Below are 12,283 nucleotides of genomic sequence, written 5' to 3' on the forward strand. Positions count from 1 at the left end.
TGTTGTCCGCTCCGTGAGAGGGTTCCTGTTCCGATGACCGCACCGGTGTTCGTCGTCGACGACCTGACGGGCGCCGCACCCGGCGCCACCGTCCGCCTCGACGGCCCCGAAGGGCGGCACGCCGTCGCCGTCAAGCGCCTGGAGCCCGGCGAGGCCGTCACCCTCGCCGACGGGCACGGCCTCGGCGCGGACGGCACCGTCGCCGCGGTGCACGGCAAGGACGCGCTGGACGTGCTGGTCGCCGCCGTCCGCGAGGAGGCTGTGCCCGCGCCCCGGATCACCGTCGTCCAGGCGCTGCCCAAGGGCGACCGCGGCGAACTCGCCGTCGAGACGATGACCGAGGTCGGCGTCGACGCGGTGGTGCCGTGGGCGGCCTCCAGGTGCATCACCCAGTGGAAGGGCGACCGCGGCACGAAGGCCCTCGCCAAGTGGCGGGCCACCGCGCGCGAGGCGGGCAAGCAGGCCCGACGGCTGCGCTTCCCCGAGGTGCACGAGCCGATGACCACCCGACAGCTGCTGCCCCTGCTCTCCGCGGCCTCCTTCGCCGCCGTCCTGCACGAGGACGGCTCGCTGCCGCTGGCCACGGCCGAGCTGCCCGCCGCCGGCGAGATCGTGCTGATCGTCGGACCGGAGGGCGGGGTCTCCCCGGAGGAGCTCGCCGCTTTCGCCGAGGCCGGAGCGAAGCCCTACCGCCTCGGGCCGTCCGTCCTGCGCACCTCGACGGCGGGCGTCGCGGCGGGCGCGCTGCTGCTCGGCCGTACCGGCCGTTGGGGGTAGGGGCCAAGGAGCGCACCGACAGGGGCGCGGGGAACTGCGCGACAAGCGCAGACCACGTCCGCAAGGTCGCGATCAAGTGCAGGTCATTCTCTTGCGTCGCGATCTTGCGGATGTGATGCGTTCCCCTTCGCGCAGTTCCCCGCGCCCCTGGCTTCGCGCCCACCTGCTCTCGCGAGTCCTCCCGCGCCCCTGGTTATTTCTCCTCCGCCCGCTGTGCGCCCGTTCTAGGGTGGCCGGGTGACCGATTCGACGCGCGGGTACCTGCGCCACCCCCATCTGCATGGCGATGTTGTCGCCTTCGTTGCCGAGGACGATGTCTGGCTGGCCCCCGTCGAGGGCGGGCGGGCGTGGCGGTTGACGGCGGATCAGGTGCCGGTCGGCGCCGTGCGCTTCTCGCCGGACGGGCGGACGGTGGCGTGGACGTCGCACCGGGACGGGGCGCCGGAGGTGCATGTCGCGCCGGCGGCCGGCGGGCAGGCCCGGCGGCTGACGTACTGGGGGAGCACGTTCACGGCGCTGGTGGGGTGGAGCGCCGACGGCCGCCCGCTCGCGATCACCACCGGCGGGCAGGAGACGATCCGCCGGACGTGGGCGTTCGCGGTGCCGCTGGACGGCGGTGAGCCGGAGCGGCTGCCGTACGGGCCGATCGGGGCGTTGGCGTTCGAGCCGGTGCCGCCGGGGGCGACCGGCGGGCGGGTGCTGCTGGGGACGCACAACCGGGAGGCCGCGCACTGGAAGCGCTACCGGGGCGGCCGGGCCGGCAAGTTGTGGATCGGGGCGGCCGAGTTCGAGCGGCTGCACGCCGAGCTGGACGGCCAGCTGGAGTGCCCGATGTGGGTGGGCGACCGGGTGGCGTTCCTGTCCGACCACGAGGGCGTCGGCCGGCTGTACTCCAGCCTCCCGGACGGCACCGATCTGCGGGCGCACAGCCCGGCGGACACCGGGTTCTACGCCCGGCAGGCGTCCACCGACGGCACCCGGGTGATCTGGCAGAGCGCCGGCGACCTGTGGCTGCTGGACGACCTGGAGGGCGCCGAGCCGCGCCGGCTGGACATCGACCTGGCCGGTCCGCGCAGCAGCCGCCGGCCGCACCCGACCCGCGCCGACGGGCAGGTGGAGTCCGCCGCCGCGGACCGCACCGGCCGGGCCGCGGCCGTGGTGGTGCGCGGCACCGTGCACTGGGTGACGCACCGCGAGGGCCCGTCCCGGGTGCTGGACGAGACGCCGGGCGTGCGCAACCGGCTGGCCCAGGTGGTCCCCGGCGAGGACGGCGCGCAGGGCGCGGTGTGGGTGACGGACGCCGACGGCGACGACGCGATCGCGTACGCGCCGTCGGTGCTCGGTGCGGAGCGCCGCCGGCTGGCGTCCGGTCAGCTCGGCCGGGTGCGGGCGCTGACGGTCTCGCCGGACGGTCGGCAGCTCGCGGTCGCCTCGCACGACGGCCGGCTGCTGCTGGTGGCGCTCAGCGACGGCGCCGTGCACGAGCTGGCGCGCAGCGGCGACGGCGAGGTCAGCGGGCCGGTGTTCAGCCCGGACTCGGGCTGGCTGGCCTGGTCGCAGCCGGTGCTCGGGCCGTGGTCGCTGCGCCAGATCATGCTGGCGGACCTCACCTCGCGCACCGTCAGCGAGGCCACCCCGCAGCGGTTCCACGACTATTCGCCGGCCTTCACCTCGGACGGCAAGCACCTGGCGTTCCTGTCGGTGCGGACCTTCGACCCGGTGTACGACGAACACGTCTTCGACCTGTCGTTCCCCGGCGGCACCCGCCCGTACCTGCTGACGCTGGCCGCCGACACCCCGTCGCCGTTCGGCCCGCAGCGGGCCGGGCGGCCGATCGGCGGCGAGGACGAGGACACCAAGGACGGCGACAAGGGCGACTCCGCGGCGCCCACCACCAAGGTCGACCTGGACGGCCTGGCCGACCGGATCGTGGCGTTCCCGGTGGCGGCCGGGCGGTTCGGCGGGCTGCGGGCCGCGAAGGACGGCGTGCTGTGGGGCCGGATCCCGTTCAGCGGCGAACTCGGCGACAGCGCCGCCTCGTTGGACGACACCCCGGCCGGCACCGCGCTGGAGCGGTACGACCTGAAGAAGCGCCGGGCGGAGGAACTGCTCACCGGCGTGGACACCTTCGCGGTGTCCGGCGACGGCGCCCGGCTGGCGGTGCTGGAGGACGGCAGCCTGCGGATCGTCCCCGCCGACCAGAAGGCCGACGACGGCGAGGACGCCGAGGTCGACCTCGACCGGATCCGGATCACCGTCGACCCGGCCGCCGAGTGGCGGCAGATGTTCGACGAGAACGGCCGGCTGATGCGCGACAACTTCTGGCGCGCCGACCTCGGCGGCGTCGACTGGGCGGGCGCGCTGGCCCGCTACCGGCCGCTGGTGGACCGGGCCGGCAGCCACTCCGACCTGGTGGACCTGCTCTGGGAGACGGTCGCCGAACTCGGCACCTCGCACGCCTACGTGGTGCCGCCCGGCCGGGGCACCGAGGCGGCCCGCCGGCAGGGCCTGCTCGGCGCGGACCTGGTCCGCGACGGCGAGGTGTGGCGGGTGGCCAGGGTGGTGCCCGGCGAGTCCTCCGACCCGCGGGCCCGCTCCCCGCTGGCCGCGCCCGGCGCGGCGATCCGCCCCGGCGATGCGATCCTCGCCGTCAACGGCCGCCCGGTCGACCCGGTGACCGGTCCCGGCCCGCTGCTGGCCGGCACCGCCGACCAGCCGGTCGAGCTGACCGTCAGCGGCAAGGACGGCGGCGAGCGGTACCCCGTGGTGGTGCCGCTGGACGACGAGGAGCCGCTGCGCTACCACGACTGGGTGGCCGGGCGGCGGGCCGCCGTCCACGAGCTGTCCGGCGGCCGGCTCGGCTACCTGCACGTGCCGGACATGCAGAGCGCCGGCTGGGCGCAGCTCCACCGCGACCTGCGGATCGAGATGGCCCGCGAGGGCGTGCTGGTCGACCTGCGGGAGAACCGCGGCGGCCACACCTCGCAGCTGATCGTCGAGAAGCTGGCCCGCCGGATCGTCGGCTGGAACCGCGGCCGCGACCTGGACCGGCCGGATCCGTACCCGGCGGACGCCCCGCGCGGCCCGGTGGTGGCGCTGGCCAACGAGTTCTCCGGCTCGGACGGCGACATCGTCAACGCCGCGATCCAGGCGCTCGGCATCGGCCCGGTGGTCGGCACCCGCACCTGGGGCGGCGTGATCGGCATCGACAACAAGTACGACCTGGTGGACGGCACGGTGGTCACCCAGCCCAAGTACTCCAGCTGGCTGGAGGGCTACGGCTGGGGCCTGGAGAACGGCGGCGTCACCCCCGACATCGAGGTGCCGATCGCCCCGCACGACTGGGCGGCCGGCCGGGACCCGCAGCTGGAGACCGCCGTCCGGGTCGCCCTGGAGGCGCTGGCCGCCACCCCGGCCAAGGTCGCCCCGCCGATCGACTGACGGGCGGAGGGGGCGCGGGTCCGCCGTGGCCCGCGCCCCTCCCCTGTAAGGTCGTCGTCACCAGTGACGGGTGTTCAGAAGGAGTGCGGGAGATGGCCGGGGAGCCGCAGGCGGACTGTGTGTTCTGCAAGATCGTGTCGGGGGACATCCCGGCGACGGTGGTCCGCAAGGGCGGCCGGACGCTGGCGTTCCGGGACATAAACCCGCAGGCGCCCACCCACCTGCTGGTGATCCCGGAGGTGCACTACGCCAACGCGGCCGAACTGGCCGCCGCGGAGCCGGAGATCGCCGCCGAGCTGCTCGTCGAGGCGGGCGAGGCGGCGAAGGGCGAGGGCCTGGAGTCGTACCGGCTGATCTTCAACACCGGCGCCGACTCCGGTCAGACCGTGTTCCACGCGCACGTGCACGTGCTGGGCGGGCGCAAGCTCGCCGAGGGGCTGGTCTGAGCGTTGTCGCAGCGTGAACTCGTCGTCCTCGGCACGGCCAGCCAGGTGCCGACCCGGCACCGGAACCACAACGGGTACCTGCTGCGCTGGGACGGCGAGGGACTGCTGTTCGACCCGGGGGAGGGCACCCAGCGGCAGATGCTGCAGGCGGGCGTGACCGCCACCGGGATCACCCGGATCGCGGTGTCGCACTTCCACGGCGACCACTGCCTGGGCCTGCCGGGCGTGGTGCAGCGGATCAACCTGGACCGGGTGCCGCACCCGGTGGACGCCTACTACCCGGCGTCCGGCCAGGTGTTCTTCGACCGGCTGCGGCACGCCAGCGTCTACCACGCGACCGCCGACATCAGGGAGCGCCCGGTCGCCGGGCCGGGCCCGCTGGAGGCGCCGGGCGCGCCGTTCGAGCTGTCCGCGGTGCGGCTGTCGCACCCGGTGGAGTCGTTCGGCTACCGGCTGACCGAGCCGGACGGCGTCCGGCTGCGCCCCGAGCGGCTGCGCGAACTCGGCCTGCGCGGACCGGCCGTGGGGCAGTTGCAGCGCGACGGCCGGGTCGAGGCGGACGGGCGGACGGTGCTGCTGGCGGAGGTCGCGGAGCGCCGGCCCGGGCAGCGGTTCGCCTTCGTGATGGACACCCGGCTGTGCGACGGGGTGTTCGAACTCGCCGAGGGCGCCGACCTGTTGGCGATCGAGGCGACCTTCCTGGAGGCGGACGCCGCACTCGCCGAGGAACACGGCCACCTGACCGCCGCACAGGCCGCCCGGGTGGCCGCCGAGGCGGGGGTGCGCCGGCTGGTGCTGACCCACTTCTCGCAGCGGTACCCGGACCTGCAGGCGCACCGCGCGGAGGCGGAGAAGCACTTCGACGGCGAGGTCGTGATCGCCGAGGACCTCGCCAGGATCCCCGTCCCACCGCGCCGTTGAGCGCCCCGGGGGCGTGCGGCGGCCGAAAACCGCTCGCACATCGGGGCGACAGCCAGCACCATCGAAGCCGCCGCCCGCTCCGGCGAACACCTGCGCGGCGTACCCTGGTGGCCTGGAGAGCCCTGGCCACACGACACGACGGATTGGGATGAGGCAGGCCGTAGCGCCGACCTATGACTGACACACCGCAGACCCGAACCGACGGACAGCGGCGCCCCGACGCGGCGGCCGCCAGCACCCGGATAGTCATCCCGGAGAAGCACCCGATGGTCACCCTGCTGGGTGCGGCCGACTCGCTCCTGCGAGTGATCGAGGACGGCTTCCCGGACGCCGACATCCATGTCCGAGGAAACGAGGTGACCGCCACCGGCTCTCCCGCCGAGGTCGCGCTCGTCAAGCAGCTCTTCACCGAGATGATGCTGGTGCTGCGCACCGGCCAGCCACTGACGGAGGACGCCGTGGAGCGCTCCATCACCATGCTCAGGAGCGCCGCCGAGGACCCGGCCCACCCGGCCCCGTCCGAGGTGTTCACGGCGAACATCCTGTCCAACCGGGGCCGCACGATCCGCCCCAAGACGCTCAACCAGCAGCGCTACGTCGACGCCATCGACAAGCACACCATCGTCTTCGGCCTCGGCCCGGCCGGCACCGGCAAGACCTACCTGGCGATGGCCAAGGCCGTGCAGGCGCTGCAGGCCAAGGAGGTCAACCGGATCATCCTGACCCGGCCGGCCGTCGAGGCGGGGGAGCGGCTGGGCTTCCTGCCCGGCACCCTCTACGAGAAGATCGACCCCTACCTGCGGCCGCTGTACGACGCGCTGCACGACATGATGGACCCGGACTCGATCCCGCGGCTGATGGCCGCCGGCACGATCGAGGTCGCTCCGCTGGCCTACATGCGCGGCCGCACCCTGAACGACGCGTTCATCATCCTCGACGAGGCGCAGAACACCTCGCCCGAGCAGATGAAGATGTTCCTGACCCGCCTCGGTTTCAACTCCCGGGTGGTGGTCACCGGCGACACCAGCCAGATCGACCTGCCGGGCGGTACCCGCAGCGGTCTGAAGGTGGTCCAGGAGATCCTGGTCGACGTGCCCGACATCCACTTCTCGGTGCTGACCAGCACCGACGTGGTGCGGCACAAGCTGGTCGGCCGCATCGTGGACGCGTACGAACGCTGGGACGCCCGGCAGGAGTCCGAGGAGTCCGGCGACCGCAAACCCGTTCAACGTCGGGGCGCCCGGGCGCCCCGGCAGACCCATCGCACCGAAAGCTGAGTACTGAGCCCTCCATGTCGATCGACATCGCCAACGAGTCCGGGTGGGACGTCGACGAGGAGTCCATCCTCGACGTCGCCCGCTACGCCCTCGACAAGATGCGGATCCATCCGCAGTCCGAGCTCTCCGTGATCCTCTACGACAGCGAGTCGATGGCGGAGCTGCACGTCCAGTGGATGGACCTGCCAGGTCCGACGGACGTGATGTCCTTCCCGATGGACGAACTGCGGCCGGGCAAGGAGGGCGAGGACCTGCCGGAGGGCCTGCTCGGCGACATCGTGCTCTGCCCGGAGGTGGCCACGCAGCAGGGCCTGGCCGCCCCCACCAAGCACTCCATGGACGAGGAGCTGCAGCTGCTCACCGTCCATGGCGTGCTGCACGTGCTCGGCTACGACCACGAGGAGCCCGACGAGGAGCGCGAGATGTTCGCGCTGCAGAAGCGGATCCTGGACGACTGGCGGGCCGGCCGCGGGCTGACCGGGCTGTCGCCCGCGCCGACCGTCCACTGAGGGCCGGCCGTCTGTGAGTGGTGAGAGTACGAGCTTCCTGATCGGGGCACTGCTGCTGGTGGTGCTCGGCTGGCTGGCCGCGTGCGCCGAGGCGGGGATCTCCCGGATGTCCCGCTTCCGCGCCGAGGAGGCGGTCCGGTCGGGCCGCCGAGGCTCCGAGCGGCTGCTGACGCTGGCCTCCGACACCATCCGCTACCTGAACCTGGCGGCGCTGATCCGGGTGGCCGCCGAGATGGCCGCCGCGGTGCTGGTCACCGTGGTGTGCGTGCGCAGTTTCCAGCAGACCTGGCTGGCGGTGCTGGTGGCGTTCGGCGTGATGGTGCTGGTGTCGTTCGTCATGGTCGGGGTCTCCCCGCGCACGATCGGCCGCCAGCACCCGCTGGGCACCGTCACCGCGGCGTCCTACGTGCTGCTGCCGCTGGCCCGGATCCTCGGGCCGATCCCGCGGCTGCTGATCCTGCTGGGCAACGCGCTGACGCCCGGCAAGGGCTACGTCGAGGGCCCGTTCGCCTCCGAGGCGGAGCTGCGGGCGCTGGTGGACCTCGCGGAGAAGGACGACCTGATCGAGGACGAGGAGCGCCGAATGGTGCACTCGGTCTTCGAACTGGGCGACACCATCGTGCGCGAGGTGATGGTGCCGCGCACCGACCTGGTGATGATCGAGCGCCACAAAACGGTCCGTCAGACGCTGACCCTGGCGCTGCGCTCGGGCTTCTCGCGGATCCCGGTGGTCGGCGACAACGAGGACGACGTGGTCGGCATCGTCTACCTCAAGGACCTGGTACGGCGCACCCACATCAACCGGGACGCCGAGTCGGAGCAGGTGGACTCGGTGATGCGCCCGGCGGTGTTCGTACCGGACTCCAAGCCGGCCGCGGACCTGCTGCGCGAGATGCAGCAGATGCGCTCGCACGTGGCGATCGTGATCGACGAGTACGGCGGCACCGCCGGCCTGGTCACCATCGAGGACATCCTGGAGGAGATCGTCGGCGAGATCACCGACGAGTACGACCGGGAGATCGCCCCGGTCGAGGACCTCGGCGACGGCTCGTACCGGATCACCGCCCGGCTCACCGTCGAGGACCTCGGCGAGCTGTTCGGCATCGAGCTGGACGACGAGGACGTGGAGACCGTCGGCGGCCTGCTGGCCAAGTGCCTGGGCCGGGTGCCGATCCCCGGCTCGTCCTGCGAGGTGCCGGTGCCGGAGGGCAGCGGGCTGGCCGCGATCAGCCTGACCGCGGAGAGCTCCGCGGGCCGCCGCAACCGGATCGGCACCGTGGTGGCCGCGCCGGTGCACCTGGAGGAGCACGCGAAGCACGCCGAGGAACCGGCCGAGGAACACGCGCCGTAGTTCCCCGTACGCGCAGCGGGCCCTGGACGGGCTGTCCCAACCGGCTTGCCGGGTCGGACAGTTCGGCCCGGGGCCCGTTTGCCGTACCGCCCGGGGCGCGCCGACCATGGGAGACATGGCACATCTACTGCGCGCGGAATACGGCCCCACCGGGCCGGCCGGCGGGGTGGCCAGGTGGCATGTGGTCCGTGACACCGACCTCTCGCACGGCATGTGCGGCGCCGAGATCGCCTCGGACGCCGAGAGCAAGCCGGAGGAGGCCTGGGGCACCGGGCTGCACTGCTGCCAGCAGTGTGGGTCGCTGTACCTGCACGAGGTGCCGTTCCTCCGGTCCGACCATGCGGGGAGGACCTGATGCGACTCCACGACGAACTGCCGGTCGACCACCGGCTGGGCCAGGTGTACCGCTACGGCGCGGGCCTGGGCGGACTGTTCCTCATTGCCTTCGGGATCCTCGGGCTCGTCGGCGACAGCCCCGGCTTCATCGACACCACAGGCAAGCAGGTGCTGGGCATGTCCAGCAACGGCGCGCTGAGCGTGCTGTCGCTGGTGGCCGGCGGAATCCTGATCCTGGGCGCGATCATCGGCGGCAACATCGCCTCCGACATCAACATGATCATGGGCGTGCTGTTCGTGCTGGCGGGCTTCGTCGGCCTGATGGTGCTGGACTCCAGCGCCAACCGGCTCGCCTTCCACATCGGCAACGTCGTCTTCAGCTTCGCCTTCGGCTTCGTGATCCTGGCCTTCGGCATGTACGGCCGGGTCAGCAGTCACCTGCCGCAGGACAACCCGTACTGGAAGCGCCGGCGCGAGCACGAGCGCGAGCGTGAGGCCGAGCGTCCCAACGGCCCGCCGGTGCTGGTGAAGGTTCTGCGCCCGGGTCCGCCGAATCCGACCGGACACTGATCGTCCCGGCGTGGCGCGAGCCGCCGACGAGGGGTGCTGTTCAAGGGTTGAGCCGGTGAATGGCCGAGGGTCGGACGCCCCGGCCGGTGCGCGGGCGGGGCACCTATGCTCGGGGCCATGACCGAGATTTCCGAGCTGGACCCCGAGGACAAGAAGATCATCACGCTGGCCCGCTCGGCCCGCGCCCGCAACGGCGTGGCCGAGGGGGCGGCGGTCCGCGACGAGACCGGCCGCACCTACGTGGCCGGGACGGTCGCGCTGGAGTCGCTGCAGCTCAGCGCGGTGCAGACGGCGGTGGCGATGGCCGTGGCCAGCGGGGCGCAGAGCCTGGAGGCGGCCGCCGTGGTCTCGGCCGCGGAGGAGCCCGCCGCGGCCGACCTGGCGGCCGTGCGGGACTTGGGCGGGGCCGGCACGCCGGTGCTGCTGGCGGGGCCGGACGGGACGCTGAAGGTCGTCGCCGAGGCGCGTTGAGCCGCTGCGCGCACTCCTCGAAAAGACCCCTGGCCGGTGCGATAATCGCACCGTTCAGGGGTCTTTTCGGCCGGGGGAGTGGTCATGGGGATCGCCGCGTTCTTCTGCGGACTGCTGCTGTGCGTCATGGGCTTCGGCCGCTGGCACGAGACCGGATCGGTGTGGTGGCTGGTCGGCACCCTGGTGCTGCTGGCGCTCGTTCTGGTCGGCGGCATCATGGGCGGCGGGAAGAAGAAGGCGGGCTGAACCCCCGATGGCCGGGTCGGCCCGGCCGATCGGGGACAATGGGTGCCATGAATGCCCCTTCCTCCCCGTACCGCTCCGGGTTCGCGTGCTTCGTCGGCCGTCCCAACGCGGGCAAGTCGACCCTGACCAACGCCCTGGTCGGGACGAAGGTCGCGATCACCTCCGACCGTCCGCAGACCACCCGGCACACCGTGCGCGGCATCGTGCACCGCCCCGACGCCCAGCTCGTGCTGGTGGACACCCCCGGGCTGCACAAGCCCCGCACCCTGCTCGGTGAGCGCCTCAACGACCTGGTCCGCACCACCTGGGCGGAGGTCGACGTGATCGGTTTCTGCGTGCCCGCCGACCAGAAGCTCGGCCCCGGCGACAAGTTCATCGCCAAGGAGCTCGCCGAGATCAAGAAGTCCACCCCGAAGGTGGCGCTGGTCACCAAGACCGACCTGGTGGACTCCAAGCGGCTCGCCGAGCAGCTGATCGCCGTCCAGCAGCTGGGCGCCGAGCTCGGCATCGAGTGGGCCGAGATCATCCCCGTCTCGGCGGTCGGCGACAAGCAGGTGGACCTGGTCGCGGACCTGCTGACCAAGCTGCTGCCCGAGGGCATGCCGCTCTACCCGGACGGCGACCTCACCGACGAGCCCGAGCAGATCATGGTCGCCGAGCTGATCCGCGAGGCCGCGCTGGAGGGCGTGCGCGACGAGCTCCCGCACTCGCTGGCCGTGGTGGTCGAGGAGATGATCCCGCGCGAGGGCCGGCCCGCCGACCGTCCGCTGCTGGACATCCACGCCAACGTGTACATCGAGCGGCAGAGCCAGAAGGCCATCGTGATCGGCGCCAAGGGCTCCCGGCTCAAGCACGTCGGCACCACCGCCCGCAAGCAGATCGAGGCGCTCCTCGGCACCCCGGTCTACCTGGACCTGCACGTCAAGGTTGCCAAGGACTGGCAGCGCGACCCCAAGCAGCTGCGTAAGCTCGGCTTCTGACGGAGCGTCGAACAGTCGGACAGGGGAGGGGCCGGTCGTGAAGCTGCACACCCACGAGTGGGGCGGAGGCGACCGGACCGCCCTGCTGATCCACGGCATCCAGTCCGACCACCGCACCTGGCGGGTGATCGGCCCCGCCCTCGCCGAACGCGGCTACCGGGTGGTCGGCGTCGACCTGCGCGGCCACGGCGTCTCCCCGGTCGGCGAGGGTGCCACCCCCGCCGACCGGTACGGGCCCGAGCAGTTCGCCGAGGACCTTGCCGACACCCTGCCCGCCGGGGCCGCGCTCGCCATCGGCCACTCGATGGGCGCGCTCGCCCTGTGGCGGGCCGTCGACCGGCTCAAGCCCGAACGCGCCGTCTACAGCGACCCCGCGTTCCTCTTCGACCGCCCCGGGATCGGACCGGAGCCGTTCGTCGGCTTCAAGCGGTTCGGCACCCGGGAGTTCATCACCACCATGCACCCCGGCTGGGCCGAGGAGGACGTGGACGCCGAACTCGCCGGCCTCGCCCTCTGGGACAGCGACACCGCCGTCGGTCTGTGGGAACACCCCGAACTGTCCGTGCTGCCGGGCGCACCCACCGTCCCCTCGCTGGTCCAACTCGCCGACCCCAGCGCCCTGGTGCCGCCCGAGGAGGCCGCCGAGCTGCGCCGCCGCGGCTTCGAGGTGCGCACCGTCGCGGGCGCCGGCCACTGCATCCACCGGGACGACCCGGCCGGGTTCCTGGCCTCGCTGGACGGCTGGATCTGACGGACCGCCGGGAGGTTCCCGGGGCGGAGTAAAGCTTCCCCCGGTCGATTCGGGCGCATCCGGCGACCGGTCCGGGCTCCCTTCCACTGCCGTGTCGGCCCGGCCTGGCCGCGATCGTGCGTCAACGTAGCGTGGAATCGGAAGAGTTGACGGTTCGTCAGAATCCGACGAGCGGTGCGTGATTTGTGAAGGATCGTCGCACCTCTC

The 12,283-nt window shown here is 72.7% G+C and carries 13 protein-coding genes; all 13 read left to right on the top strand.

The annotated features are described in order from the left end of the window. Window positions 1-33 precede the first annotated feature (33 nt). Window positions 34-777, top strand: coding sequence for a 16S rRNA (uracil(1498)-N(3))-methyltransferase (locus tag ACIQF6_RS14145; RefSeq protein WP_400894138.1), 744 nt, complete (start codon window positions 34-36; stop codon window positions 775-777). Window positions 778-1,014: 237 nt separating this feature from the next. Next, window positions 1,015-4,218 carry a PDZ domain-containing protein gene (locus ACIQF6_RS14150; RefSeq protein WP_400894140.1) on the top strand — a complete coding sequence of 1,068 codons (3,204 nt, stop codon included), beginning with the start codon at window positions 1,015-1,017 and terminating at the stop codon, window positions 4,216-4,218. 92 nt (window positions 4,219-4,310) lie between these two features. Further along, complete coding sequence (locus ACIQF6_RS14155; protein WP_400894142.1) at window positions 4,311-4,664, top strand: HIT domain-containing protein; 354 nt, start codon at window positions 4,311-4,313, stop codon at window positions 4,662-4,664. A gap of 3 nt (window positions 4,665-4,667) precedes the next feature. Continuing rightward, on the top strand, window positions 4,668-5,585 hold the full coding sequence (locus ACIQF6_RS14160; protein ID WP_400894144.1) for a ribonuclease Z: 918 nt from the start codon (window positions 4,668-4,670) through the stop codon (window positions 5,583-5,585). 173 nt (window positions 5,586-5,758) lie between these two features. Next, the gene (locus ACIQF6_RS14165; protein WP_400894146.1) at window positions 5,759-6,862 is read left to right on the top strand and encodes a PhoH family protein; all 1,104 of its coding nucleotides are present in this window, start codon (window positions 5,759-5,761) and stop codon (window positions 6,860-6,862) included. A 14-nt stretch (window positions 6,863-6,876) separates the two neighbouring features. Beyond that, window positions 6,877-7,371 carry an rRNA maturation RNase YbeY gene (gene ybeY / locus ACIQF6_RS14170; RefSeq protein WP_400894148.1) on the top strand — a complete coding sequence of 165 codons (495 nt, stop codon included), beginning with the start codon at window positions 6,877-6,879 and terminating at the stop codon, window positions 7,369-7,371. A 13-nt stretch (window positions 7,372-7,384) separates the two neighbouring features. Beyond that, window positions 7,385-8,722, top strand: a complete 1,338-nt coding sequence (locus ACIQF6_RS14175) for a hemolysin family protein (RefSeq protein ID WP_400894150.1) — start codon at window positions 7,385-7,387, stop codon at window positions 8,720-8,722. A 115-nt stretch (window positions 8,723-8,837) separates the two neighbouring features. Further along, complete coding sequence (locus tag ACIQF6_RS14180; RefSeq protein WP_157815491.1) at window positions 8,838-9,077, top strand: hypothetical protein; 240 nt, start codon at window positions 8,838-8,840, stop codon at window positions 9,075-9,077. Next, window positions 9,077-9,628 carry a DUF4383 domain-containing protein gene (locus tag ACIQF6_RS14185; RefSeq protein ID WP_400894153.1) on the top strand — a complete coding sequence of 184 codons (552 nt, stop codon included), beginning with the start codon at window positions 9,077-9,079 and terminating at the stop codon, window positions 9,626-9,628. The genes ACIQF6_RS14180 and ACIQF6_RS14185 overlap by 1 nt, the downstream gene beginning before the upstream one ends. Window positions 9,629-9,745: 117 nt before the next feature. Next, on the top strand, window positions 9,746-10,099 hold the full coding sequence (locus ACIQF6_RS14190) for a cytidine deaminase (protein WP_400894155.1): 354 nt from the start codon (window positions 9,746-9,748) through the stop codon (window positions 10,097-10,099). Window positions 10,100-10,183: 84 nt separating this feature from the next. Continuing rightward, window positions 10,184-10,345, top strand: a complete 162-nt coding sequence (locus ACIQF6_RS14195) for a hypothetical protein (protein WP_400894157.1) — start codon at window positions 10,184-10,186, stop codon at window positions 10,343-10,345. 47 nt (window positions 10,346-10,392) lie between these two features. Then, window positions 10,393-11,325 carry a GTPase Era gene (era, locus tag ACIQF6_RS14200; protein ID WP_035862671.1) on the top strand — a complete coding sequence of 311 codons (933 nt, stop codon included), beginning with the start codon at window positions 10,393-10,395 and terminating at the stop codon, window positions 11,323-11,325. A 37-nt stretch (window positions 11,326-11,362) separates the two neighbouring features. Next, window positions 11,363-12,076: an alpha/beta fold hydrolase gene (locus ACIQF6_RS14205; protein ID WP_400894160.1), complete on the top strand. Its 714-nt coding sequence runs from the start codon at window positions 11,363-11,365 to the stop codon at window positions 12,074-12,076. Window positions 12,077-12,283 lie beyond the last annotated feature (207 nt).

The organism is Kitasatospora sp. NPDC092948 (assembly GCF_044754805.1).
Classification (GTDB): Bacteria; Actinomycetota; Actinomycetes; order Streptomycetales; family Streptomycetaceae; genus Kitasatospora.

Excerpts from the sequence above, each read along its gene's own strand:
- ybeY (WP_400894148.1), top strand. The coding sequence starts at position 6,877 with ATGTCGATCGACATCGCCAACGAGTCCGGGTGGGACGTCGACGAGGAG.
- ACIQF6_RS14190 (WP_400894155.1), top strand. The coding sequence starts at position 9,746 with ATGACCGAGATTTCCGAGCTGGACCCCGAGGACAAGAAGATCATCACG.
- ACIQF6_RS14155 (WP_400894142.1), top strand. The coding sequence starts at position 4,311 with ATGGCCGGGGAGCCGCAGGCGGACTGTGTGTTCTGCAAGATCGTGTCG.
- ACIQF6_RS14185 (WP_400894153.1), top strand. The coding sequence starts at position 9,077 with ATGCGACTCCACGACGAACTGCCGGTCGACCACCGGCTGGGCCAGGTG.
- ACIQF6_RS14145 (WP_400894138.1), top strand. The coding sequence starts at position 34 with ATGACCGCACCGGTGTTCGTCGTCGACGACCTGACGGGCGCCGCACCC.
- era (WP_035862671.1), top strand. The coding sequence starts at position 10,393 with ATGAATGCCCCTTCCTCCCCGTACCGCTCCGGGTTCGCGTGCTTCGTC.
- ACIQF6_RS14195 (WP_400894157.1), top strand. The coding sequence starts at position 10,184 with ATGGGGATCGCCGCGTTCTTCTGCGGACTGCTGCTGTGCGTCATGGGC.
- ACIQF6_RS14180 (WP_157815491.1), top strand. The coding sequence starts at position 8,838 with ATGGCACATCTACTGCGCGCGGAATACGGCCCCACCGGGCCGGCCGGC.
- ACIQF6_RS14165 (WP_400894146.1), top strand. The coding sequence starts at position 5,759 with ATGACTGACACACCGCAGACCCGAACCGACGGACAGCGGCGCCCCGAC.